Raw genomic sequence first — 22,859 nt, forward strand, 5'->3', positions numbered from 1 at the left:
GTTGGGGGCTGAACGTGGTGCACCAGCCGGTGGATTATTGCGGGCTGGCCGTAGCAGGCTGCTCGTTCAGGGCCCAGTTGTAAGTCATGTAGCCGAGTTCGGCGTCGGGGTTGATTTTCTGCTGTGCGTAGCGGTTAATGGTTTTCTGCACCGTGTTGTCACCCTTCTTGAAGTCGCCAGGATAGAAATTGAATATCTCGGATACCTGCGGCTTGGCTGGATCAAGCTTGTTCTTAGTGGGGTCGTTAATAAAGTTCTGCCCTTGCTCTTCAAGCTGCTGATCGAGCCGGGCGGCTACGTAGGCCTCGCGGCGCAGCTTCGGGCACGAGATAGCCGCACATACCAGGGCGAAATGCACCCGGGGGTCGTCGAAGTGCTTGCGGATGATGCGCTGCTCCAAGTCGTTGAGCGAATACTTCTCATCACCGAGTCGGATAAACGCTTGGTCCCACACGGTGTTGACCAGTGTTTTGTCACCGCCGAGCTGCCGAATGCTCTTGATGGGATAGGCCCGAATAACGCGCTGAATGGTAAAGGCATTGTAAGCATTCAGCCAATAGGCTAGCCGCTCCTCGTTGCTCCATTGTTTGCTGGGCGGGTTGTTGCTGATGTTCTGCAGGTAGGCGTTCAACGCTGTACTATCGGCCTGAAAGCCGCGGTAGTTCACCATGCCTTGTTCGTCCACGTGCTGCTTTAGCAGGGCATCCCAAGGGGCGTGGTCTACTACTTGGCTGTTCTCCGAAGTGGGGTTAAGCGGAATAAGGTATTTGATGTAGTGGCACCCACTCAGCAGCGGAAGCCAAATAAGGCACAGTAAGGCGCTTGTGCGCAGTGGAGAGTACTTCATGGAGAAATGCGAGTGTAAGCCCAAACTACGCAGGGGCTACCACTTGGATGAGTGAGCAGCAATACCAGCAACAATAACTGGAGCTTGTGGAAACGCCTTAACAAAAGTCTGCCGAAAAGAAACACAGAAGCAACAAAACAATTAAACCATATAAATATTTTATTGACCTGTGCCGCGCCCAAATTGATTTTGCGGCCGGAAATCCGCGGGCTGCGCGTACCCGTACTTACTCAGCTTTCGAGCCCTGTCCCCCATTTCCAACCCCCTAGCATATGCAACTAGCTTCTACTGTTATTCGAAGCCTTGCCCCCACCTTATTAGCCGTGAGTACCGCCGCCGCCCAAGCGCAAGACGCCGGGCGGGTGAGCGGACAAATCAACGACGGCAGTGGGCGACCATTGGTAGGCGCCAGCGTGGTGCTGCAGCCTTCAGCCAGAAATGCCACTACCGATGCCCAAGGCCGTTTTGACATTACGGGCGTGCCGCCTGGCACCTACACCCTCACCACTACTTTTCTGGGTTACCGCACCGCCAGTCAGACTATCACAGTAGATGGCTCTCAGGCCGTGGTGGCCAACGCTACCTTAGCTGAAGATGCCCTGCTGATGAGCGGCGTGGTGGTGACAGGCACCTTCAATCCGCAGAGCAAGTTGGAAAGCTCCACGGCCATCACCACGCTCAACAACCGCCAAGTGCAAACGCGCGTGAGCCGCGGCACCGCCGATCTGCTGATGGCCGTGCCGGGCTTTCGCGTGAATTCCGACGGCGGCGAAGCGGCCAATAGCGTGTCGCCGCGCGGGCTGCCGGCCAATGCCGAATCGGGCTTTGGCTTCCTGCAGCTAATGGAAGATGGCCTACCACTGCTCGAAACCGGCTCCTTGACCTTCGCCAAAAGCGACATTCACTTCCGCGTGGATGAAACCATCGACCGGCTGGAGGTAGTACGCGGCGGCTCAGCGGCCGTGCTGGCTAATAACGCGCCGGGCGGCATCGTGAACTTCCTGAGCAAAACCGGCACGGGGCCCCGCATTGGCGGCACCGTCAAGCTCACCGGCGGCGACCAAGGCTTCTACTCCGACCGCGAAGGCCTGGCCCAGCTGGGCGGCTTGCAGCGGGTAGATGCCAACGTGGGCGGCCCGATAGCCGGCACGCCGCTGCGATTCAATGTAGGCGGCTTCTATCGCTACGATGTGGGTGTGAAATACGCCGGCTACCCCGCCAACGTGGGTGGCGGCGTAAAAGGTAACGTCACCTACGGCTTCGACAAAGGCTACGTGCGCCTCTATGGCAAATACCTGAACGACCGCGTGGCCTACTACACGAGCGTGCCATTCCGTAACCTGAACAATCCTGAGCGCATTCCAGGCGGGCAGGATTTGCGTCGCGGCTCCATCTACTCGGAGCACGTACGGCGCACCAGTATTCCTAATCCCTTCAACAACGGGCAGGGCCGCCTAGAGCGTGACCTGGCCGATGGGCAGCACACCCGTTACAAGTCCGTCAGCTCAGAAGTATTCGTGGACCTGGGCAAGGGCTTTACCCTTACCAACACTTCTCGTCTGCTCGATGCCAACCTCTCTACCGATGGCGTGTACGACCTCACGGCCCCGCTGCCCGGCGTGAATTATGCCTTCGGCCAGTACATCATTCCCTACAACACGGCGCTGGGTCCCAATACCGTCACGGGCTTTCAGTACTCCTACGCCGATGACCCGACGAACACGCCCATCGACATTACCACGCTCAACGGCAACGGGCTGATCAACATCGCCGGCATCATTCCCGATGACAAGCCGGCCACCAACGCCATTAACCGCCTCGCGCTGACCAAGACGCTGGGCCGGCACCAGCTGACCGGCGGCGTGTACGCCAGCCGCTACACCATTAAGGAGCGCATCAGCTACAACATCGTGCTGCAGGAAGTGGCCGACCGGCCGCGCCTGCTCAACCTACGCTTGACCACCAATCCGAACGGGGCCTTCCGCGGGGCACCGCTTATTGCCACCCAAAATGGCTTTGCCGGCTACAGCTCGTCCATCGGCCCGCTGGCCAATACTCGTAACCGCACCCAAATCCTGAGCTACTTCCTCGGCGACGAATGGCAGGTGCTGGATAAGCTGCGCCTCGATCTGGGCGTGCGCTACGAAACCACGCACACCAAGGGCACAGCCGAACGCTCGGCGGCCATTGCCGGCAGCGGCGGCCTCGATCAGAACCCACTCACGATTTACGACAACACTTTTTTCCGGACTACGGGCGAGTTTCGCACTTGGGACTTCCGCTTTGAGTCGTTCAATTATTCCGCTGGCGCCAACTACAAGTTCAGCGACCGGCTGGCCCTGTACGCCCGCTACAGCAGCGCTGGCGTGGTACCTACCAACGACCAGTTCGCCTTCAACGTGGACCGGGAAGGCAACACCGTGCGCGGCAGCGTGCAACGTGTGCTGCAGGCCGAAACCGGCGTAAAAGCCGCCTACGACCGCCTTGGTCTGGGTGTAACGGTATTCTACAGCCGCAACAAGGACATTCCGTTCACGGTGCAGCAAGCCGACCCCAGCAACCCCAACCAGTTTACCCTGCGCCAGGACCGCGGCACCGTGAAGAGCACCGGCGTAGAAGCGGAAGTAACGTACCAGCCCGTGAGCGGCCTCACGCTACGCGGCATCGGCACGTACCAGCAAGCGCGCATCGTGCAGTTTGATCTGCAGCCAACAGCTACCGCCGCACCCTTCTCCATCGCCGGCAACAAGCTGGAAGACACGCCCGACCTGCTGCTGGAAGGCGGCGCCGATTACCAATTCAAGGGCTTCGACATCTTCGCCAACTACCGCTACTTCGGTGAGCGGTTCGCTAACCGCCGCAACACCATTGAGCTGCCCGCTTACGGCATCCTGTTCGGCGGCTTGGGCTATAACTTCGCCGGTACGCTGAAAGGCATTCGTCTCTCGGTACAGGGCTCCAATATTCTGAACACGCTGGGCTTCGGCGATGCAGCCGCCCGCAACGGCGAAACCATCACGCCGGAATTCATCAACGACCAAACCCGCGACGCCAGCGGCCGGACGCCCTCGGAACGTGCCTTCAACCTGGCCCGTCCCATCCTGCCCCGCAACATCACGGCCAGCGTAGGTTACAGCTTCTAGCCAGCTACCGTTTACCAACTGAACGAGGCCGATTCATTGCTGAATCGGCCTCGTTGTTTTTGTTGCTTTTGCGTCCAAGAATGCTGCCGAGCAGCTGGCTTAACCTATCTGATTATGGCTTCGCGCTTAAATTCCTTCGTGCGGTCAAACAGGTAGCGGAAGGTAGCGTGAGTACGCCAGATGCGGCCTCCGACTTGCTCAGCCACGGCCATCATCTTGGGGTTGAAGTCGCCGATCCAGTTCATCACAAAGTCCTCGTACTGCACCTTCCGCGGGTCTTGCACCACCTTGGACACTGCCAGGACCATAGCCGCCTCCACGCCCTTGCGCTGGTGCTCCGGCGCAATACCGAAGGCAATACCAGTAAACGTCTTGACCACGCCGCGCCAGCGGTAGAAAGCAAACTTTAGCTTGCCAAACCAATTCAGGTTGCCATTTACGTAGCGAAACAGCTCGTTCAACTCAGGCAGCGCAATAAAGAAGCCTACCGGTTCGCCGCGGTAGTACGCAAACCAGCACACCCGCTCGTCGATGATGGGACGCATCTTATTCATGATGCTTTGCGCCTGCGCCGTGCTCATTTCCTTCACGCCTTGGTGCTTCACCCAGGCCTTGTTGTATACCACCCGGAAATCCTCAGCGTACTTTTCCAGCTCTTTCAGCTTCAGGTGCGAAAAGCTGTAGTCCGAGTGCTTGTCGAACATGCGCTGTGCCTTTTCCTGGTACTCAGGTGAAAGCGGATCGGCCACCTTGCGGAAGTAGGTGTACTGATTGAAAAACAGCTGAAAGCCGTACGTCTCAAGCAGGCGGCGGTAGTACGGCGGGTTGTAATTGACGCCGTAAGTGGGCGGTCCGAAGTTGTCGATCAGCAAGCCCCACCACTGGTCCCGGTCACCGAAGTTGATGGGACCGTCCATGGCCTCCATACCCCGGGCCTGCAGCCAGTCGCGGCAGGCGTCCAGCAGCACGTTGGCCGCCGCCTGGTCGTCGATGCATTCGAAGAAGCCCATGCCGCCAGTAGGCTGCTCGAAGGTGCGGGCCGTGCGCTGGTTGATAAACGCCGCCACTCGACCGATGGTCTTGCCCTGGTCATCCAGCAACAGCCAGCGCGTCAGCTCGCCGTGCCGGAAGTATTTGTTTTTCTTCCGGTCAAATACCTGATTGATGTCCTTGTCGAGCGGACGAATGTAATTGGGGTCGTTCCGGTAAAGCCGTACCGCGAAATCGATGAACTCGCGGGCCTGCTCCGGGCTGGTTACTTCGTGTAAGTGCATGGCAACTGATGAGCGGCAAATATCAGCTTATGTTCCCTGAAATGAACTCCGCAAGGGCAATAGATCTGCTGAGCTAAGCAATTCTTACGCAAAACGACGGGTTCAGACTCGATGCGCCTGACAACGGACGGCATCAGCATATGCTAAAGAAGCAATGCCTCGCCCCGTGGCTAATCTAGTGGCTTACTGGAGCAACAACCCATCCGCCAGCTTCCGGTCGTTGCTGAGCCGCGGCACCTTGTTTTGCCCGCCCAGTTTGCCCTGGCTTTTCATGTAGCGCTGGAAGGCCCCTGGGGGGAGGGGCGTGAGCAGCAACGGGGCCAAGATATTGCCGCTGAGCAGGTCGTCATAGTACACGTTGCGGCGGCGCAGGCCGGTATCCAATGCAGCCGCAAAAGCCGCTAGGTCGTGCGGGGGGCGGGCAAACTCCACCAGCCACTCGTGCCGCGAGGGTTCTGCCCGGTTTTCGCTCACGCGCGGGGCGACAGAGAATTCGGTGACTTCCACTTCCGGAAACTGCTGCAGTGCCTCGCGCAGCGTATGTTCCACTTCTTCCCCGATGACGTGCTCCCCAAACGCTGATAAAAAGTGCTTGATGCGGCCCGATACCACTACGCGGTGCGGGCGCAAGCTGGTGAAGCGCACGGTATCGCCCACGGAGTAGCCCCACAGGCCGGCATTGGAGCTGACCACCAAGGCGTAGTTTTTGTCCAGCCCCACCTCGGCCAGCGTCAGGCGCGGCGGGTTAGGCTCGAAAAAGCGTTCGGCCGGAATGAATTCGTAATAGATGCCCGCGTTGGCCAGCAGCAACATGCCGGGGTTGCCGGGCTCGTCCTGAAAGGCAAAGAAGCCTTCCGAAGCCGGAAACAGCTCCAGCGTACCCACCGACCGGCCAATGCTTTCCAGCAGCTTGCGGCGGTACGGCTCGAAATTGACACCGCCGTACACGAACAGTTGAAACTCGGGAAACACCTCGCCCACCAGTTTGCCGGTGCGGCTGGTGAGGCGGTCAAAATACATCTGCACCCACGGCGGAATGCCGGAAATAAGCGTCATCCGCTGGCCTAGGGTTTCGTCCACGATGCGGTCGAGCTTCTGCTCCCAGTCCTCTATGCAGTTAGTAGCATAGCTCGGCAGCTGGTTGCGGCGCAGGTAGGCCGGTACGTGGTGGTTGCTGATGCCCGACAGGCGCCCCGTCGGAATGCCGCCCACCTGCTCCAGTTCCGGCGAGCCGGACAGAAAGATGAGCTTGCCATCCAGGAACTGCGGCTTGCCGGTGCGGTGTACGTAATGCAGCAGCGCGTCCTTGGCCCCGTTGATGTGGTTCGAGATGCTGTCCTTGCTAATCGGAATGTACTTGGTGCCCGAGGTCGTACCCGACGTCTTGGCCAGGTACAGCGGCTTGCCGGGCCAGAGCACGTCCCGCTCACCCTCCTTCACGCGGAGAAAGTAAGCGCTGAGTGCCTCGTAGTCACGCACCGGCACGCGCTGCTGAAAATCCTGCACTGTGCGCACATCAGCCAGACTATGATCGTGGCCGAAAGCGGTAGCCGTGCCTTGCTGCAGCAGGTTCTGCAGAATGCGTTGCTGCGCGGCCTCGGGTTGCGCGGTCCACTTCTGGTACTGGCTGACGGTGTAAGCGGCGAGCGGGCGGCTCAGGATAGATTTCAGACCCATGGAGAAAATCTATAAACAGGCGGGACGGTAAATGTAACCGCAATGCCTTAAACTCAACTTTAGAAACAACCACCAGCTTATTGCTGTATTGTTGCCAACTCTGCTCATCCTTTCACCCATATTCCAAACACCATGATCAACCAACGCGGAACGGCCGTCTGGAACGGCGACATCAAAGGCAGCGGCGAAATCTCGACGCAGAGCGGCACGGTCAAAGCGCCTTACTCCGTAGGCGCCCGCTTCGAAGGCCAGAAAGGCACCAACCCCGAGGAGTTGATCGGGGCGGCCCACGCGGGTTGCTATACCATGTATCTGGTCAGTAAGCTCACCAAAGACGGCTTCACGCCCACGCAGGTACGCACCGAATCCAAGGTGACGCTGGACCCGGGCAACATGTCGCCTAAGGTGGTCAAGATTGCCGTTACGACCACGGGGCAGGTGCCTAACATGAGCGCCGAAGATTTTCAGAAATACGCTGAAGATGCTAAGCAAAACTGCCCCATCTCGCAGCTACTCTCGGCCGTGCCGGAAATGACCCTGGAAGCCACGCTACAATCGTAGCCGCTAGTCGCCGGTCCGATGGACAGCGCCATCGGACCACAAGGTGCGGGGTGCGGCAAACCGCTCGCCCATTGGTTTTGTATTAGTTTTGCCGGCTGAATCTCCTTTCTGCCTATGCCGTCATCGTATACCCGCATTGGTCTTCAGCCAGCCAACACCTCCCGCGTGCCGTTTTTCGGCCAGTTTGTGTTCGGTCTGGTGGCCGTGGCCTATCCCCTGCTGTCCATCCTCGGCGACCCAAACCGCACGCCCGGCGTGCTGCGCTACCTCGACTGGATGTTCCTGGGCCTCGCCGTAGTGTTCTTGCTCTACATCTCGGTGCAGAACCTGCCGCTGTTCGGAACCCAGACCTACCTCGAAGTCACACCCGATTACCTGGTGCACAAGCCCGGCCTTTTCGTTCCGAAGCAACCTTTCGCCGCGAAGGATATGCGGGTGCTTGACCTGGAGCCCAATCAACTGCTGCTGCGCCTGCACGACGGCACCAGCTACGCTCTTAACCTGCGCCAGGTACGTGGTCGTCAGCGCCGACAGAACCTGAAGAACATGCTCAGCGGCTTTGCGCAGCGCAACAGCTTAGAGTTGCGCGAGAAGTCAGCATCGGATTTGTAGGACACCGAGCCCGTAGCCACAAAAAAAGCCCGCGTTGCCGCGGGCTTTTTTTGTGCTTAACTCCTGTGGGCCAATCGGCAAGTGTAACGTGGGCTTAGCCACCATCCGAACGGACCTGCACACATATCCGGTATTATCCGCGGTAGTCGTTGTTCGGGCAGATGTGGGCTTAAGCACCGCAGAGCTACTTGCCCGTAAACTTCTTACGCAGCTCCTGGATGGTCGTGCGGAAGGTTTTGTCGGAATCAATTAGGTCCGACACCGTCTGCACGGAGTGAATAACGGTGCTGTGGTCGCGGCCGCCGAAGTGGTATCCGATGCTCTTGAGCGAGTGATTGGTGTGCTCCTTGGCGAAGTACATAGCCACTTGCCGGGCAGTTACCACTTCCTTTTTGCGCGTCTTGGCCTTCAGCAGGTCCACGGGAATGCTGAAGTGCTCGGCCACAGTTTTCTGGATGAAATCGAGGTTGACTTCGGCCTCCACGTCCTCGATGATGTGACGCAGGGCTTGCTTGGCCATTTCCAGGTCGATTTCGCGGCGCGTGAGCGAGGACTGCGCAATCAGCGAAATCAGCACGCCCTCCAGTTCGCGCACGTTCGTCTCGACGGAGTACGCAAGGTACTCCACCACCTGCGGCGGAATGTCGATACCGTCGGCCTGCATCTTGTTCATGATGATGGCCACGCGCGTTTCGAAGTCGGGGCTTTGCAGATCGGCCGTCAGCCCCCACTTAAAGCGCGACAAAAGGCGTTCTTCGAAGCCTTTCAACTCCCTCGGCGGCACATCGGAGGTCATTATGACCTGTTTGCCGGCTTGGTGCAGGTGGTTGAAGATGTGGAAGAACATTTCCTGCGTCCGGTCTTTACCAGCCAGGAACTGCACGTCGTCCAGAATCAGGATATCCACCAGCAGATAGAAGTTGCCGAAATCCTGCACCGAATTGGTTTTCAGGCTTTCGATAAACTGGTTGGTGAATTTCTCCGCCGACACGTACAGCACGAACTTGTTGCCGGAGTGTTCCTTGATGTGGTTGCCGATGGCTTGTACTAGGTGCGTCTTGCCCAGCCCTACCCCGCCATAAATCATCAGCGGGTTGAAGGACGTGGTGCCGGGCTTGTTGGCCACGGCCCAGCCGGCCGAACGGGCCAGGCGGTTGCACGAGCCTTCGATGTAATTCGTGAACGAGTAGTTCTGGTTCAGCTGCGAATCCAGGTAGCTGCGGTCGGCCACGGAGCGCACCTCGAAGGGGTTGCGCAGCGGCGTGGGCGGTGGCGGCACAGCAGCCGCGGCCGCTACGGCACCTGCGGCATTGGCTGAGGCTTGGCGCTTAGGCGGATAAGCGGCCGAAGCATTGCTGTTGCTGTTGCCATTGATGGCAAAGCTCGGTTTGGGTGTGGGGGCCGGAGCCGGCTGCTGCGGCGCCATGGGGCGCACCTGGGCAGCCATAGGCGTTTGCACGGGCGGCCGGTTCACGGCTCCGCCGCGGGTGGCAGGCAAGTTGACGGTGCGCGGCCGGGCCTGCTCGTTGCCCTGGTCTACCACCACCGAGTACTCGAGTTGGCCTTCGGGGCCTAGCTCCTGCACAATGGCCTTTTTGAGCACATCCACATAGTGCTCTTCCAGCCACTCGTAGAAGAACTGGCTGGGCACTTGGATAATCAACAGGTTGCCCTGCAGGGCCACCGGCGCGATGGGCTCAAACCACGTGCGGAAGCTCTGCTCCCCGACGCTGCTCCGGATGACGCGCAGGCAATTGGCCCAGACGGTACGGCAATCCTTCTGCATTAATTAGGCGGCGCAAGCGGTGTGCGGAGAGGTGAAGACAAAGGCAGCTGAAACCGGGCTTTCTGGCCCCGGTTTCAGCGAAAGGGAGACAAAAATGTGGAAAAGTCAGCAGAGCGCCAAACGAAAGTATGCTAGCCTAACGCTGAAGCATTGATAGTCAGCGCTCCAGCTGCTGCTACGCCGTTTTTGCGCGTGGCCCGGTCAAACACATAGTCAATCCGGCCGAGCTTAATACCCGACCAGCCCACTTGGTTGATCAGGGTACGCTGCCCTTGCCCGCCTTCTACCACCGTAGGGGTATCGAGGAAAGTGTGGGTGTGGCCACCCAAAATCAGGTCGATGCCGGGCACGGCGGCGGCTAGCTTATGGTCGTCAACTTTGTCGCTGGTGTATTTGTAGCCGAGGTGCGAGAGGCAGATAACCAGGTCGCACTTCTCCTGGCCACGCAGGTGCTGCACCTGCTCCTTGGCCACGGCAATAGGGTCGAGGTACTTGGTAGCTCCGAAAAGGCGGTCAGAAATCAGACCGGCCATCTCGATGCCCACGCCGAAGACGCCGATGCGTACGCCTTGCTTTTCAAACACCTTGTAAGGCTGAAACCGGCCTTTCAGTTGCGTTTGGGAGAAGTCGTAGTTGGCAATGATGAAGGGAAACTGCGCGTTGGGCAGCTGCCGCTCCAGCCCGCCAAGACCGTTGTCGAAGTCGTGGTTGCCGAGGGTGGCAGCATCATAGCCCATCTGGCTCATGAGCTTGTATTCCAGCTCTCCGCCGAAAAAGTTGAAGTACGGGGTACCCTGCCAGATGTCGCCGGCGTCGAGCAGCAGCACGTTGGGCTGCTCCTGCCGGATTTTGGCCACCAGCGCCGCCCGGCGGGCCATGCCGCCCTGGTCGGCCCACTGCGCCGAGCCCACGGGAAACGGGTCGATGCGCGAGTGCATATCGTTGGTGTGCAGGATGGTGAGGCGCACCTGCCGGCTGGCCGCTTCGGCGGAGGCAAACAGGCTGGGGCCGAGCAGGCTCAGACCAGCTGCACTCAGGGCCGAAGATTTTATGAAGTCGCGACGATTCACGGTGGTTGATGTGCTAATGTGAGTGAATGTGAGCCAGTGTGCTGGTGAATTGAAGTGTATTGTGGCCTACTGAAAAACGGCTATCAACTCCAAATTCATTAGCACATCAGCACATTTACAAAACCTTGACCCGGCCCTCTACGCGGGCCTGCACCGGCTTGCCTTGCTTGGTCAGCTGGCGAATGTGGTCGTTGATGGCGTTGCGCACCAGCACGCCCGTACCACGCGGCTTGATGGGCTTCAGGAAAGTCAGCTGGTCACCGCCCCCGGCCAGGTAATCGGAAATGGCGAGGGTGTAAAGGCGCTCCTTGTTGGGGTCGAACTGCTCCTTGCCGATACGGATATCGACGGGCTTGCCATCGGCCCCGACGCTGTAAGTAGCCCCGGAAAGGGCCATTTTTACCCGGGCTGTGTATTCAAACAGCTGCTGCACCACCGGGCCGGGCACGTCCAGAATCACCAGCTCGTTTTCGAACGGCATGAGCTCAAACACCGAGCCCACCGTGATGTTGCCAGCGGGCAACTCGGCGCGCAGGCCGCCGTTGGTCATCAGGCCCAGTTCGATGGGCTGGCCGGCTTCCTTAGTGGCTCGCTCGCGAAGCAGGTCGGCGGTGAAGTTGGCCAGCGGCGACTCACCGGGGTTCTTGCGGATGGCCTCCGGTGCGGTGCCGATTATCTCGTCCATCTGCTCTTTCACTTTTTGGCGGTAAGGCGCTACCACGGCTTCCACTTTGGGGTCGGCGGGCTGCTCGGCCGCTACGGGCTGGGCGACAGTAGCAGACAGTGTAGGCTGATAAGTGCCGCGCTGGCAGGCAGGGAACACCAGCGTGGCGGCGAGCAACCAGCTGAGGCTGCGATTCGCAAAGTTCATCATGGCAGCAAAGGTAAGGCAGCCGGCCGACTGTCAGCTGAAAACGGTCGTCGCTCGTGCAGCAGGGACAACGGTGGTGCCGGCCTAGTTCCAGGCCAAAAAAGAAGCGCGCCGCAGAAACCGAGTTTCTGCGGCGCGCTTGCAGTGGTTGTTTATGTAGTTGGGCAGCTTCTCTAAAATATCATCTGCTACTATTTGGTCAGATCAACCGAAATCAAGCCGTACAGGAGCATACCCCGCATCCCGGCTCCCGTGGAAGCGCTGAATCCGTTGGTGTACTCGCCGCGCAGTTCAAAGCTGGTATTGCGCCCGCCAACCCGAGCGGAGGTTAGGCCTCCTCCCACCACGATGCCTTGCTCATACTTGCGGCGGACGAATAAAGCGTTAGCGGCAGGCTCAAACATTTTCCACCAAACCGTATAATCACTGGTGGAGTTGAAACGGTAACGGAACTCCCCATCGCAATTAAAGGCGTACATATTAGTAATGCCAACTTGTAGAAAGGGGCGCATAGTACCACGCGGAAAAGTATAGCGCATTACTAAGGGAACTCGCAAGTAAGATACATCGAGACGAATTTGCTGCTCCCGCCCATAAGCAGTAGATGCATTGCTAGGGCGAGTAAAAGTTCCTTCATAATTCTGTGCTAGGTAATGCACCTCCAACCGCATGCTTAGCTTGTCGTTGAGGGTCGGCATAGCCCAATTCATTCCAATTCCTACCGTCGGGGACAACTTATCCGATGCAGTGCCACCGTCAAACAAGCCGCCCACGAATTTCAGTTGGGTGGTATTGACGCCTGCCACGGCGTGCAGCGCAAAGCGGCCGCGAGTGGTGCGGGTCACGGATGCCTGCCCCACGCAAGCATTATACTTCTCTACCACTTTGCTTAGGCTGTTGGCTGCCAACAGCGACGTCTTGATAGAGTTCTGCACCGATGGGCAGCTACTGAAGGCCGCGGTTAGCGTTTGACGGTACTGGTTGTCTTCCTGATTATAGGTTTTGCCGTCCATAATCACCTTGTCCACCGACTTAGTCAGCTCCTGCAGCTCGCCGCTGCCCATGCCTAAGTAGAAATGGTCGCGGTCGGTATCGTCGCGCAGGAAATACAGATTGGCCGGGCCCTGCACTAGCTTTTCCAAAAACAGCTGTTTGGCTTCGGCCTGGCCAGAGATGATTCGGGCCTCGTACACCTTGCCGCCCTCGATGCCATATGCCCGTAGTGCATCAGGAGCAAATTGTTCGACGGCAGCTTCGGCGCCGGCCCGGAAGCTACACAGGCGGGCGCTACGCTGAGCGCCCCGGGCATCTACCTGGCCACGAATCGTGTCGCCGCTGCTTTTGAGGATGAAGCCAGGACGAAAATTGGTTTGGGCCGCAGCTTGGCCAGCAATCAGCACCAGACCGGCGACCGATAGTAAAAAGTGTTTCACGCGAAGTGATATGAAGGGTAACTGAAGAAGGTCCAGCGGTAAAGCCGTGGATTTGAGAAGAGAAATAGCAAAACTCTGATCTAGCTAAACCTCGGCATACTACAGCCTGCAAAACTACCAAATAGGTCGCAGGAACCTCGTGCCGGCAGGCTCAACCCGAAACAATTACATACGGCTGTGGCGGGTATGAGGCCTTACGCCATCAAAAACTGAAGATTAACCAGGGCACTTTCCGCTTCCCATTGAGAAGTGTGCCTTAGCTACTTCCTCAGTGAGTAGGCTACAAATAAATTCCCGGTGCGTAGGTACCCGTTCACCTGGCCCGTCAACCCACCACTAGTAGCCCGTATTCCCACTTGCCCGGTATGTCCCTTTGACGTTCGAATTTCAATTCCTGCTACGGCGCCAATACCCACTTCAAATAGGCTGTACCCTTTCTCGAACTGTCCCGGCTGCTGATACATAAGGGCACCAGCCCTGCTGTACTGACTTATTACGCCGGGCTGGGTAACGAAGAGCATACGCGCTGTACCGCCCACCTCAATAAAAGGCCGGACGCTGCCCTTTTGAGCAGTAAAACGAATACCCACCGGCAAAGAAATCAGTCCAGCGTTAAGGTCTGCCTGTTGATAACCGTCGTAGTTTTCCTGCTGCTCCCGGTAGCGTGTCGGTCCCTCAAACAATAGTCCCGTTTGAAGCGAAACCAAGCGGTTACGGTACGCTGGCCGAATGCCAACCTGCATCCCCAGGCTCGGGGTAATTCCGCGGCTTTTTCCGCTGGACAAATAATTTATCCACGTGCTTGTGCCCACCCCGGCGGAGACAAGCACCTGCAATTCCGGCTTACTGCTCGGCGCGGTGACGGTAGCCGGCGCCGCACTTCCGGCGCAGGCGTTGTAGCGGCGTACGGCTTCGCGTAAGGCTTCGTAGCCGAAAGGATTCAACCGCAGGGCCCGGGCCTGCTCGCTGGGGCAAGCGGCAAAAGCGGCTGCGAGCGTGTTTTGGTACAGGTTGTTTACCGTTTGCTGCCGCCGATGAGTATCTGGGTTGGTAAAGCGGGTAACCACGCGCCGTAGTTCGCGCAGCTCCGTTCCGGCGGCTTCTTTGATGAAAAACCGGTCGACGTTGTCTTTATCAACCAGGTAATAGAAGCTGACGGGGCCGCGCTCGGCTACTACCAGGAAGTAGCGGCTTTGCTCGGGTTGCGCATTCGGCGTAAATACCTCATGGGCCTCATACAGCGTACCCGCCACCTGGTACCCTCGTACCTCCTGCGGAGCATATTCCTGCACCTGCGCCGAGGCAGCGGGCTTGAAGCGGCAGTGCTGGGAATTGAAGGCTGCCCCGCGGAAGTCTATCAGGCCACGCAGCGTATCGCCGGTAGCCCCGATGAGGTAGCCGGGCTGGAACGTGCCTTGCGCGCGGATCGTCCCCGCAGCGAATAGAAGCAGACCGGCTACTACAGTGGCGTAACGAATAGTAACTGCCAATGAGCGCACTGCTGACACAAGGCGCCGGAATAATAAATACGGCATAGCGGAGATACAGACCGCGCCACAGAAGTGCGGCCTGGGCCCAAAGGTAGCAGGCCGGGTACCTGAGGCAAACCCGCGGCATTATTCGCCGTTTCTTTCTCCCCAAACCCGGTATCTTTCGGCGCCGCAGTTCCCGCTGCTCAGCGGCTGACCGAATGCTTTTGCAGCCCTCGTATGTCTGATACTCCTCGCTCTACCCCCGTATCCTTTTCGGAATTCGAACCATTAACCACCGAAGCCTGGCAGGCCCGCATCGCGCGCGACCTGAAAGGCGCCGACCCGGCTGCGCTGCAGTTTCACACGCCGGAGGGGCTGGTGCTTGAGCCGTTCTACCACCGCGAAGCCCTGGCAGGCTTGGGCGAGGCGCCAGCGCCCGTGCTGCGCCCCACGCCAAATTCGGCGCCCAACAGCTGGCGCAACTTGCCCCGTGTGCTCGTGCCGGCGCGCAACGACGGCCACGCCGCCATCGACCACGCGGCCACGGCCCTGCAGCAGGGGGCTGACGGGATTCACTTCGACATCGATGAGCCTGCTCTGTTCGACGTAGGCTACCTGGCTGCTAAGCTACCGCTGGCCACTACCTACCTGGGCTTCACCATTTGCCGGCAGGCCGAGGAGTTCCTGCTGCGCCTGCTCGATGCCAGCCCTGAGCGCCAGCTGCGCGGTTTCCTGCGCTACGCTCCGGGCGCCAACAGCTCGCCCGATGATTACGCCGTGCTGGTGCACTCGCTGCGCCGCTGCGTGCGCCACTCCCGTCACCTGCCCGACTTTCTTCCGCTGTGCGTCAACGGCAGCTTTTTCGGCAACCGCGGCGCTACGGCCGTGCAGGAAATAGCCTATTCCCTGAGTACGGCCGTGGCCTTCCTCGACCACTTTCCTTCCGATGACCTCGATGTAGACGCGGCAGCTGTGGCTTCGGCCATGCACATGCACATGAGCATCGGCCCGAGCTACTTCATGGAAATAGCCAAGCTGCGCGCCTTACGCCGGTTGTGGGGCACACTGCTGCACGCCTACGGGCTGCCCGCCGAACTGGCGGCCGCGCTGCGCATCCAGGCGGCTACTTCCTCGTGGGACCAGACCACGCTGGACCCGCACACCAATATGCTGCGCGTGACCACCGAGGCCATGAGCGCCGTGCTGGGTGGGGCCGACTCCATCTCCGTCACGCCTTACGACAGCCTGTACGCGGGCCCCAATGACTTTTCGGCCCGCATTGCCCGCAACGTGCCCATCATTCTGCGCGAAGAGGCCCACCTCGACCGCGTAGCCGACCCGGCCGCCGGTTCTTACTTTATCGAGACGCTGACCGACCAGCTGGCTCAGGAAGCGTGGGCACTTTTCCAACGTACCGAAGCGGCCGGCGGCATTCTGACCAAGCGCGGCAGCATCCTGGAAGAAATCCGGCAGGTGGCGCTGGAGAAGTTTCACCGCATTGCCACCGGCGAACAGGTGATAGTGGGCACCAACCGCTTTCAGAACCCCAACGAACAGTTCACCTTCGACCCGAAGAAGCTGCTGCGCAGCCGCCACTTTGATACCACCCGGGCGGCTTACCCTTCAGAAGTATTGCGGCTGGCCACAGCTCTGCACTTCATCCGCAAGGAGCTCAAAAAGAAAACCGCCGCGGTGGTACTGCTCGGGGCCGATACCATTCAGTTTGTGCACGAACTGTACACGCGCCTGCTGCCCGAAGCGGAACGCACCGCTACCGAAAACCTGCCGCCGGTAGGCTCGCTGTCGGCGCTGTTCTCCACGCCCGAGGCGGCTACGCTTATGTATGCCACCGAAGAGCAGGTGCGCGAATTTGTGCGCTTCATCAAGCAGCTCGACGAGGAAATCGACCCGGAGCTGGAAGCCCCGCTCCTGCTTACAGCTGACCTAGCTACCATGCAGGACGCCGTGAAGCACTTCGGCTTCCGCGAGTTTACGGTGCACGGCCACAGCACCGACGACGTGCTGGCGCGGCTGCAAGGCAGATAGGTGACACGTAATAGGTGACATGTAACAGGCTAACGGATGCGGTGCGACAAACCTCATTATCGGCTGGAATGCTGGCGGCAAGCTTTTGATTTTGTGCCGGTAGCTTACCATTTAGCTGATTCCTTCCCCAACTCTGAGCGGTATGAACTAGCCTCACAGTTGCGCCGCGCTGCTACCTCGGTTCCATTGAATATTGCCGAAGGGGCCGGCCGTCACTCACCCGCAGAGTTTAGCCGATTCTTACTCATTGCCCGTGGCTCCGTTGCTGAACTTGACACGATCTTGCTCCTTGCCGAACGTCTCGGTTACCTATCCGCTCCGCAAACCGATGATGCCATTGCCACACTTGACCGTGTTACTGGCTTGATTCACGGGCTGCTGAAAAGCCTAAAGCCAAAGGCTCCCGCCTAGATCAATTATACCTGTGTTCTGTACCTGATACCAGTTACCTCCCAACCCACCAACCTTGTCACGTGTCACCTGTCACGTGTCACCCCAAAACCATGAAACCCGACTTCGCCCATATTCCTTATAACGCCGGGGCTCGGCCCGAGACGCCGGCCAAAGCGCAAACCTCGGTCACGCCCGAAGGCATCGAGCTGAAAGGCTTTTACACGGCCAAAGACGTCGCCCTGCTCGACCACCTCGGCTTTGGGGCGGGGCAGGCGCCTTACCTGCGCGGGCCCTACAGCACGATGTACGTGCAGAACCCGTGGACCGTGCGCCAGTACGCGGGCTTCTCGACAGCGGAGGAATCCAATGCGTTCTACCGCCGCAACCTCGCCGGCGGACAGAAGGGCCTTTCGGTGGCGTTCGACCTGGCCACGCACCGCGGCTACGATTCCGACCACCCGCGCGTGGTGGGCGACGTGGGCAAGGCCGGCGTGGCCATCGACTCGGTGGAGGACATGAAGGTGCTCTTCGACCAGATTCCGCTGGACCAGATGTCGGTATCGATGACCATGAACGGGGCCGTGCTGCCGGTTATGGCCTTCTACATTGTGGCGGCGGAGGAGCAGGGCGTGACGCCGGAGAAGCTGTCGGGCACCATTCAGAACGACATTCTGAAGGAGTTCATGGTGCGCAACACCTACATCTACCCGCCTGAGCCCTCGATGCGCATCATCGCCGACATCTTCGCCTACACGGCCCAGAAGATGCCGCGCTTCAACAGCATCAGCATCTCGGGCTACCACATGCAAGAAGCCGGCGCCACTGCCGACCTGGAGCTGGCCTACACCCTCGCCGACGGCGTGGAGTACGTGCGCGCCGGCCTGAAGGCGGGCATGACCATCGACCAGTTTGCGCCGCGCCTGTCGTTTTTCTGGGCCATCGGCATGAACCACTTCATGGAAATTGCCAAGATGCGCGCCGGCCGCCTGCTCTGGGCAAAGCTCATCAAGCAGTTCGGGGCCGAAAACCCCAAGTCGCTGGCGCTGCGCACGCACTGCCAAACCTCGGGCTACTCGCTCACCGAGCAGGACCCGTTCAACAACGTGACGCGCACCTGCGTGGAAGCCTTGGCCGCGGCCCTGGGCGGCACCCAGAGCCTGCATACCAACGCCCTGGACGAGGCCATTGCCCTGCCCACCGACTTCTCGGCCCGCATTGCGCGCAACACCCAGCTGTACCTGCAGCACGAGACGGACATCACCAAGGTGGTGGACCCCTGGGGCGGCTCCTACTACGTGGAGACGCTCACCCATGAGCTGGCCGATAAGGCCTGGGCGCTGATTCAGGAAGTAGAAGAGCTAGGCGGAATGGCCAAGGCCATCGAAACCGGCCTGCCTAAGCTGCGCATCGAGGAAGCCGCGGCCCGCAAGCAGGCCCGCATCGATTCGGGCAAGGAGGTAATCGTGGGGGTGAACAAGCACCGCCTCACGGAGGAGCAGCAGGCCCAGGAAACCCAGATCGAAATTCTCGACATCGACAACGCCGCCGTGCGCGAGTCGCAGATTGCGCGGCTGAACAAGATCAAGGCCGAGCGCGACAACGCCGCGGTGCAGCAGGCCCTGGCGGCCCTGACCGAAGCCGCCCGCTCCGGCAACGCCAACCTGCTCGATCTGGCCGTGAATGCCGCCCGCCTGCGCGCCACGCTCGGCGAAATTTCCGATGCCCTGGAAGCCGTGTACGGCCGTCACCAGGCCACCATCCGCACCGTATCGGGTGTGTACTCTGCCGAAATGGACTACGACCAGGAATTCGCCAAAGCCCGGCATCTGGCCGACGAATTTAGCCAGAAGGAAGGCCGCCGCCCCCGCATGATGGTGGCCAAGATGGGCCAGGACGGCCACGACCGCGGCGCCAAAGTCATTGCCACCTCCTTCGCCGACGTGGGCTTCGACGTGGACATTGCCCCGCTGTTCCAGACGCCCGAGGAAGTAGCCCGTCAGGCCGCCGAAAACGACGTGCACGTGGTAGGCGTGTCGTCGCTGGCCGCCGGTCACAAAACCCTCATTCCCCAGCTCATCGGGGAGCTGACCAAGCTCGGCCGCGAGGACATCCTCGTCATTGCCGGCGGCGTTATCCCCGCCCAGGACTACCAGTTCCTCTACGACGCTGGCGTGACGGGCGTGTATGGGCCAGGCACCGTCATTGCCGTGGCGGCGCAGGAGATTCTGAAGGAGCTGGGGGCGCAGACCGAAGCGTAATAGCCGTGAATCAGTATTGCAAAGACTCAAACTTCTAAAACACAATGCAATACGTCACTTTCCTTACCGCTTCCGATCCGAAGGTAATCGGGGTCCGCAACGGCGTCATGCAAGTTGAGTTGTGCGACAAGAACTTTCTTCGCGCTTACGAAGCGGTGCAGTACGACCTGAAACTGATCATCGAAACCAAAGAGTTGGATAGTCTGCAGATAACGTGCATAAAGAAATTGAGGGGCGCAAAAGTCACAGACTTTGTTTCATTCGGACCCATGCTTTATCGCTGCGAGTTCCTTATGAGCCCCAAGGTTGCTGGCATCCTGCGCAACTTCAACACTACCATCGTGCGCACGTTCGGCGTGGCGGCGGAGGAGCCGTCGGGCGAGTTCGACGGCTACCAGATGGTCGTGATGGACGACTTGAGCTACGACGTGATAGACTATCGGAACTCCGTGTTCAAGTCCGGCGACGACTTGTTCGGTAACAAGCAATACCACTCCGTCGCCGACGCACAGGAGTACAAAGTGCACATGCAAACCTATCTGCGCGGGGTAGAAAAAATTGTCTTGAGCGACGCGTTCGACCGCAGCCTCGATTTTTTCATCGTGCCGCCCTCCAATCTGTGCGTTTCCGAGCGACTGCACGCGGCTTTTGTAGCCGCTGGGGTTACCGGAGCCAACATTTCCGCCACCCGACTTCCCGTAGTTGTAGGCCCACAGTTAGCGCGAGCTTTGTAACCTGCAATTTCCTTCGGGCAAGGCCGCCCCATGTAGCGCGAGCTTGTAGCTCGTGCTTCTCATCAGGCGAGGCTATGCCTCGCAACAGAACAGTCCTCAGCCCGCCCCCAGCGGCCCTACTTCGTTTCGCCCCGGCTGCTGCTTCAATCTAACTATTTAAAGACTTGATCTGTAGCTGCGAGAAATAGCGACGCTCTAACTTTTGAAGTCGCTCGGCCGTGAGTGGCGAATGCTCAACCAGCAACTTGGATCGGACTAAGTCCAAGAAGTTTTTTTCTTCTTCGGATAACTCTGCCTCCGGGCCAGCATAGTATTCCAATGCTTCGACCTCTCGGTAAGCAAGTTGCTCCAATGCAAACCAGCCGTGGCGGCAGCCAATAGCCAAGAACTCCTCCAGGTTTTCGGCTACCACGATGTTGGGTCGGGAAGCCATTGGCACCGTCATGACAACCGGCCCGGCGTCGTTTTCGCTGGTGCAGTGGAGGATGCTAAAGTGCACGCCGTTCCCGCCCGTTCTGGCGAAGCACAATGAATTAACAGGCGTGCAGAAATACCCCCCGTTTTCGAGCGGACGCATGGGAATAAGGCCACAGTAGTCGACGTACTGGTATGACTTACGGCCCCATTTGGCAGTTATCAAATCGTCAAACGCGAAGAAATCCTTGATCGTGAGCATAGCGGTGAAGTAATGCAATCGGAACCACTACACTAATCTTTGCTTATCTATTCGCCCCAGCCACCGGAGCAGCAGCGGGCTGTTGCTTCACTCTTGTCTTCAACCAGCAGACCCAATGCCCTTTCAACTACTCTGGCGTTCCTTGTCTCCTAAGCAGCTCTTTTTGCTTGATGGCTCCGGCGCCCTGCTGTCGGCGGTGCTTTTGGGCGTGGTGCTGGTGCGGTTCGAGCCCCTCTTCGGAATGCCTCAGCCGCCGCTCTCCTTCCTGGCCGGCGTGGCGCTGCTGTTGGCGCTGTATTCGTTTTGGTGCGCCGCACTGGCCGCCTCCCGCTGGCGGGGGTACATGCGGGTACTAGCCGCGCTGAACCTGGCCTACTGCGGCATCACCGCGGGGCTGCTCGCGTATTGGCACCCCCGGCTTACCCCAATCGGCTACCTGTATTTTGCCAGTGAGCTGATGATTATTGGTTTCCTGGCAGTCGTCGAACTGAAAGCGGCCAGAGCTAACGGCGGATAGCAGACCGGCCGTAGTCGGGCGGACTGGCTTTGGCCCCTGATGCTTCGGTACGAAGCAGCAGGTACCTTGGAGGCGCTTCTGTTTCGTGCCCAATCATCAGGGGCCAAATAACTTCTAAACGCTCCTTTCACGAGCGTTTTATAGCCTACGCATGCTGTGGAATCGGTAGCCACTCGCCATCGGCGGGTACGTGTACCTGGGCGGTCAGGTCCTGCTGCGCCAGATACGCCTGCGTGGTGGCGCGGTCTTCGGTGCTGTGGTTGACCGTTTCGAGGTGCACGGCGTACACGGCGCCCTGCGGAGCGTAGCGGGCCACTTGTGCTACCTCGGCCGCCGTCATCACGATGGGGCCGCCCTGCAGGAACTGGGCGCCGCCCGCGTTGAGCACGATGATGTCGGGGCGGTGTTGGTCGAGGGCCTGGACTACTTCGTCGCACCAGATGGTGTCGCCGGCAATGTAGAGGCGCTGTTGCTCGGCTTCCAGCACAAAGCCCGATACGGTGCCCATCATCTGCCCGATTTCGCCGGTGCCGTGCTGGCCGCCGGTGCGGTAGATGCGGATGCCTTCCCAGTCGAGCTGGGTTTCGATGGGCTGCGCCTGGGTGAAGCCTTGTGCCTGCACGGCCTCGGTGTCGGCTGGTTGGCACAGGATAGGCAGGTGCTTGGCCAGCAGCTGCTGGGCAGTGGGGTCCCAGTGGTCGGGGTGCGTGTGGGTGAGTAGCACGGCATCCACCGAAGCCAGCAGGCCGGGCAGTTCCTCGGCCGGAAACGGCAGGTCGACCAGCGGAATGCGCACCTGGTTGGCTGACATGGGAACGGGGTCGTACTGGTTGCGCGGGGCCAGCATGGGGTCGACGAGCAGGGTTTTGCCGGCCAGCTTCACCAGAAGCGTGGCGTGGCGAATGAGTTGAACTTGCATTAGGGGAAGCAGGTTGAGTACTACCTTGGGCGGGCGCAGCAGCTTGGACTGGCTGCCTACATCCAACCGGTCAAAAGTACCCTCCTCCCCAGCGCGGGCTCAAGAAATTCACCTGCTGGTTACCCGGTTACCTTTTTGTACACCACGAATGCGCCACACCTACCATGAAATAGAATGCTGCGCCGCTAAAGTGGCCCTCGACCTTATTTCGGGCAAATGGAAGCCGATTATCTTCTTCCATCTGGCCCACGGCCCGCTGCGCTTCACCGATCTGTGGCGGAAGATTCCGCGGGTGTCGAAAAAGGTGCTGTTGGAGCAGCTGCGTCAGTTGGAAACAGCGGGTTTGGTGGAGCGTACCGTGCAGAACAACTTTCCACCTGAAGTCAGCTACCGTCTCTCCGCCAAAGGTGCCGAGTTGGCCCCCATCTTACAACGACTGGAGGACTGGGCACTGGCCCACGTCGAAGGCGTCGTGCGCATCTCCTGATGGGCCCCCAAGCGCGAGCTTGTAGCTAGTACTTCTAATCGTGCAAGGCTGCGCCTCGCCCCAACATGAACTGTGTTCAAAGC

The 22,859-nt window shown here is 59.4% G+C and carries 19 protein-coding genes; 9 read left to right on the forward strand and 10 right to left on the reverse strand.

The features are described from left to right. Nucleotides 1-34: 34 nt before the first annotated feature. Entirely contained in the window at nucleotides 35-847 is an 813-nt protein-coding gene (locus AC5FXY_RS18560) for a DUF547 domain-containing protein (RefSeq protein ID WP_493558209.1), read from the reverse strand. Nucleotides 848-1,119: 272 nt separating this feature from the next. On the opposite strand from AC5FXY_RS18560, the gene AC5FXY_RS18565 reads away from it, so the two are divergent. Next, complete coding sequence (locus tag AC5FXY_RS18565) at nucleotides 1,120-3,990, forward strand: TonB-dependent receptor (RefSeq protein WP_493558210.1); 2,871 nt, start codon at nucleotides 1,120-1,122, stop codon at nucleotides 3,988-3,990. 104 nt (nucleotides 3,991-4,094) lie between these two features. Here AC5FXY_RS18565 and AC5FXY_RS18570 read toward each other — a convergent pair whose 3' ends face one another. Together AC5FXY_RS18570 and AC5FXY_RS18575 are read right to left on the reverse strand one after the other, a co-directional pair. Next, nucleotides 4,095-5,264: a hypothetical protein gene (locus AC5FXY_RS18570; RefSeq protein WP_493558211.1), complete on the reverse strand. Its 1,170-nt coding sequence runs from the start codon at nucleotides 5,262-5,264 to the stop codon at nucleotides 4,095-4,097. A gap of 183 nt (nucleotides 5,265-5,447) precedes the next feature. Continuing rightward, nucleotides 5,448-6,941: a GH3 family acyl-acid amido synthetase gene (locus AC5FXY_RS18575; RefSeq protein WP_493558212.1), complete on the reverse strand. Its 1,494-nt coding sequence runs from the start codon at nucleotides 6,939-6,941 to the stop codon at nucleotides 5,448-5,450. Nucleotides 6,942-7,073: 132 nt separating this feature from the next. Here AC5FXY_RS18575 and AC5FXY_RS18580 point away from each other — a divergent pair, with 132 nt between their 5' ends. Together AC5FXY_RS18580 and AC5FXY_RS18585 are read left to right on the forward strand one after the other, a co-directional pair. Then, nucleotides 7,074-7,502: an OsmC family peroxiredoxin gene (locus tag AC5FXY_RS18580; RefSeq protein WP_493558213.1), complete on the forward strand. Its 429-nt coding sequence runs from the start codon at nucleotides 7,074-7,076 to the stop codon at nucleotides 7,500-7,502. Nucleotides 7,503-7,616: 114 nt separating this feature from the next. Further along, nucleotides 7,617-8,114, forward strand: coding sequence for a hypothetical protein (locus AC5FXY_RS18585; protein ID WP_493558214.1), 498 nt, complete (start codon nucleotides 7,617-7,619; stop codon nucleotides 8,112-8,114). Nucleotides 8,115-8,298: 184 nt separating this feature from the next. Here the strand turns inward: AC5FXY_RS18585 and dnaA are convergent, their stop codons facing one another. From dnaA to AC5FXY_RS18610, 5 genes are all read right to left on the reverse strand, one after another. Further along, a complete protein-coding gene (gene dnaA / locus AC5FXY_RS18590; protein ID WP_493558215.1) occupies nucleotides 8,299-9,900 on the reverse strand; it encodes a chromosomal replication initiator protein DnaA in 1,602 nt (533 codons plus the stop codon). A 131-nt stretch (nucleotides 9,901-10,031) separates the two neighbouring features. Then, nucleotides 10,032-10,970 (reverse strand): bifunctional metallophosphatase/5'-nucleotidase, encoded by a 939-nt coding sequence (locus AC5FXY_RS18595; RefSeq protein WP_493558216.1) that lies wholly within the window; start codon nucleotides 10,968-10,970, stop codon nucleotides 10,032-10,034. A gap of 115 nt (nucleotides 10,971-11,085) precedes the next feature. Further along, the gene (locus AC5FXY_RS18600; RefSeq protein ID WP_493558217.1) at nucleotides 11,086-11,844 is read right to left on the reverse strand and encodes a 5'-nucleotidase C-terminal domain-containing protein; all 759 of its coding nucleotides are present in this window, start codon (nucleotides 11,842-11,844) and stop codon (nucleotides 11,086-11,088) included. 188 nt (nucleotides 11,845-12,032) lie between these two features. Then, complete coding sequence (locus AC5FXY_RS18605) at nucleotides 12,033-13,274, reverse strand: porin family protein (RefSeq protein ID WP_493558218.1); 1,242 nt, start codon at nucleotides 13,272-13,274, stop codon at nucleotides 12,033-12,035. Nucleotides 13,275-13,534: 260 nt separating this feature from the next. Next, nucleotides 13,535-14,809 (reverse strand): hypothetical protein, encoded by a 1,275-nt coding sequence (locus AC5FXY_RS18610; RefSeq protein WP_493558219.1) that lies wholly within the window; start codon nucleotides 14,807-14,809, stop codon nucleotides 13,535-13,537. A gap of 174 nt (nucleotides 14,810-14,983) precedes the next feature. Between AC5FXY_RS18610 and AC5FXY_RS18615 the strand changes: the two genes are divergently transcribed. The 4 genes from AC5FXY_RS18615 to AC5FXY_RS18630 all read left to right on the forward strand — a co-directional run bounded on the left by AC5FXY_RS18615 (nucleotide 14,984) and on the right by AC5FXY_RS18630 (nucleotide 20,177). Beyond that, on the forward strand, nucleotides 14,984-16,792 hold the full coding sequence (locus tag AC5FXY_RS18615; RefSeq protein WP_493558220.1) for a methylmalonyl-CoA mutase family protein: 1,809 nt from the start codon (nucleotides 14,984-14,986) through the stop codon (nucleotides 16,790-16,792). A 36-nt stretch (nucleotides 16,793-16,828) separates the two neighbouring features. Beyond that, on the forward strand, nucleotides 16,829-17,203 hold the full coding sequence (locus tag AC5FXY_RS18620; protein ID WP_493558221.1) for a four helix bundle protein: 375 nt from the start codon (nucleotides 16,829-16,831) through the stop codon (nucleotides 17,201-17,203). Between the two features lie 92 nt (nucleotides 17,204-17,295). Then, entirely contained in the window at nucleotides 17,296-19,443 is a 2,148-nt protein-coding gene (gene scpA / locus AC5FXY_RS18625) for a methylmalonyl-CoA mutase (RefSeq protein ID WP_493558222.1), read from the forward strand. 293 nt (nucleotides 19,444-19,736) lie between these two features. Next, nucleotides 19,737-20,177, forward strand: coding sequence for a hypothetical protein (locus tag AC5FXY_RS18630; protein ID WP_493558223.1), 441 nt, complete (start codon nucleotides 19,737-19,739; stop codon nucleotides 20,175-20,177). Between the two features lie 148 nt (nucleotides 20,178-20,325). Here the strand turns inward: AC5FXY_RS18630 and AC5FXY_RS18635 are convergent, their stop codons facing one another. After that, a complete protein-coding gene (locus AC5FXY_RS18635) occupies nucleotides 20,326-20,853 on the reverse strand; it encodes a hypothetical protein (protein ID WP_493558224.1) in 528 nt (175 codons plus the stop codon). A gap of 115 nt (nucleotides 20,854-20,968) precedes the next feature. Here AC5FXY_RS18635 and AC5FXY_RS18640 point away from each other — a divergent pair, with 115 nt between their 5' ends. Further along, nucleotides 20,969-21,370, forward strand: coding sequence for a hypothetical protein (locus AC5FXY_RS18640; RefSeq protein WP_493558225.1), 402 nt, complete (start codon nucleotides 20,969-20,971; stop codon nucleotides 21,368-21,370). A gap of 145 nt (nucleotides 21,371-21,515) precedes the next feature. Here AC5FXY_RS18640 and AC5FXY_RS18645 read toward each other — a convergent pair whose 3' ends face one another. Continuing rightward, a complete protein-coding gene (locus AC5FXY_RS18645; RefSeq protein ID WP_493558226.1) occupies nucleotides 21,516-22,289 on the reverse strand; it encodes an MBL fold metallo-hydrolase in 774 nt (257 codons plus the stop codon). A gap of 148 nt (nucleotides 22,290-22,437) precedes the next feature. Here AC5FXY_RS18645 and AC5FXY_RS18650 point away from each other — a divergent pair, with 148 nt between their 5' ends. Beyond that, the gene (locus tag AC5FXY_RS18650; RefSeq protein WP_493558227.1) at nucleotides 22,438-22,776 is read left to right on the forward strand and encodes a winged helix-turn-helix transcriptional regulator; all 339 of its coding nucleotides are present in this window, start codon (nucleotides 22,438-22,440) and stop codon (nucleotides 22,774-22,776) included. The last annotated feature ends 83 nt before the right edge of the window (nucleotides 22,777-22,859 follow it).

The sequence above is a fragment of the Hymenobacter sp. FMD4 genome, assembly GCF_058932745.1.

What these genes read in the sequence shown, in the direction of transcription:
- AC5FXY_RS18630 (WP_493558223.1), top strand. Translation starts at nt 19,737, where the DNA reads ATGAGCCCCAAGGTTGCTGGCATCCTGCGCAACTTCAACACTACCATC.
- AC5FXY_RS18640 (WP_493558225.1), top strand. Translation starts at nt 20,969, where the DNA reads ATGCCCTTTCAACTACTCTGGCGTTCCTTGTCTCCTAAGCAGCTCTTT.
- AC5FXY_RS18635 (WP_493558224.1), bottom strand. Translation starts at nt 20,853, where the DNA reads ATGCTCACGATCAAGGATTTCTTCGCGTTTGACGATTTGATAACTGCC.
- AC5FXY_RS18650 (WP_493558227.1), top strand. Translation starts at nt 22,438, where the DNA reads ATGCGCCACACCTACCATGAAATAGAATGCTGCGCCGCTAAAGTGGCC.
- AC5FXY_RS18620 (WP_493558221.1), top strand. Translation starts at nt 16,829, where the DNA reads ATGCGGTGCGACAAACCTCATTATCGGCTGGAATGCTGGCGGCAAGCT.
- AC5FXY_RS18645 (WP_493558226.1), bottom strand. Translation starts at nt 22,289, where the DNA reads ATGCAAGTTCAACTCATTCGCCACGCCACGCTTCTGGTGAAGCTGGCC.
- AC5FXY_RS18600 (WP_493558217.1), bottom strand. Translation starts at nt 11,844, where the DNA reads ATGATGAACTTTGCGAATCGCAGCCTCAGCTGGTTGCTCGCCGCCACG.
- AC5FXY_RS18585 (WP_493558214.1), top strand. Translation starts at nt 7,617, where the DNA reads ATGCCGTCATCGTATACCCGCATTGGTCTTCAGCCAGCCAACACCTCC.
- AC5FXY_RS18580 (WP_493558213.1), top strand. Translation starts at nt 7,074, where the DNA reads ATGATCAACCAACGCGGAACGGCCGTCTGGAACGGCGACATCAAAGGC.
- AC5FXY_RS18575 (WP_493558212.1), bottom strand. Translation starts at nt 6,941, where the DNA reads ATGGGTCTGAAATCTATCCTGAGCCGCCCGCTCGCCGCTTACACCGTC.
- scpA (WP_493558222.1), top strand. Translation starts at nt 17,296, where the DNA reads ATGAAACCCGACTTCGCCCATATTCCTTATAACGCCGGGGCTCGGCCC.
- AC5FXY_RS18570 (WP_493558211.1), bottom strand. Translation starts at nt 5,264, where the DNA reads ATGCACTTACACGAAGTAACCAGCCCGGAGCAGGCCCGCGAGTTCATC.
- AC5FXY_RS18565 (WP_493558210.1), top strand. Translation starts at nt 1,120, where the DNA reads ATGCAACTAGCTTCTACTGTTATTCGAAGCCTTGCCCCCACCTTATTA.
- AC5FXY_RS18615 (WP_493558220.1), top strand. Translation starts at nt 14,984, where the DNA reads ATGTCTGATACTCCTCGCTCTACCCCCGTATCCTTTTCGGAATTCGAA.
- dnaA (WP_493558215.1), bottom strand. Translation starts at nt 9,900, where the DNA reads ATGCAGAAGGATTGCCGTACCGTCTGGGCCAATTGCCTGCGCGTCATC.
- AC5FXY_RS18560 (WP_493558209.1), bottom strand. Translation starts at nt 847, where the DNA reads ATGAAGTACTCTCCACTGCGCACAAGCGCCTTACTGTGCCTTATTTGG.
- AC5FXY_RS18610 (WP_493558219.1), bottom strand. Translation starts at nt 14,809, where the DNA reads ATGCCGTATTTATTATTCCGGCGCCTTGTGTCAGCAGTGCGCTCATTG.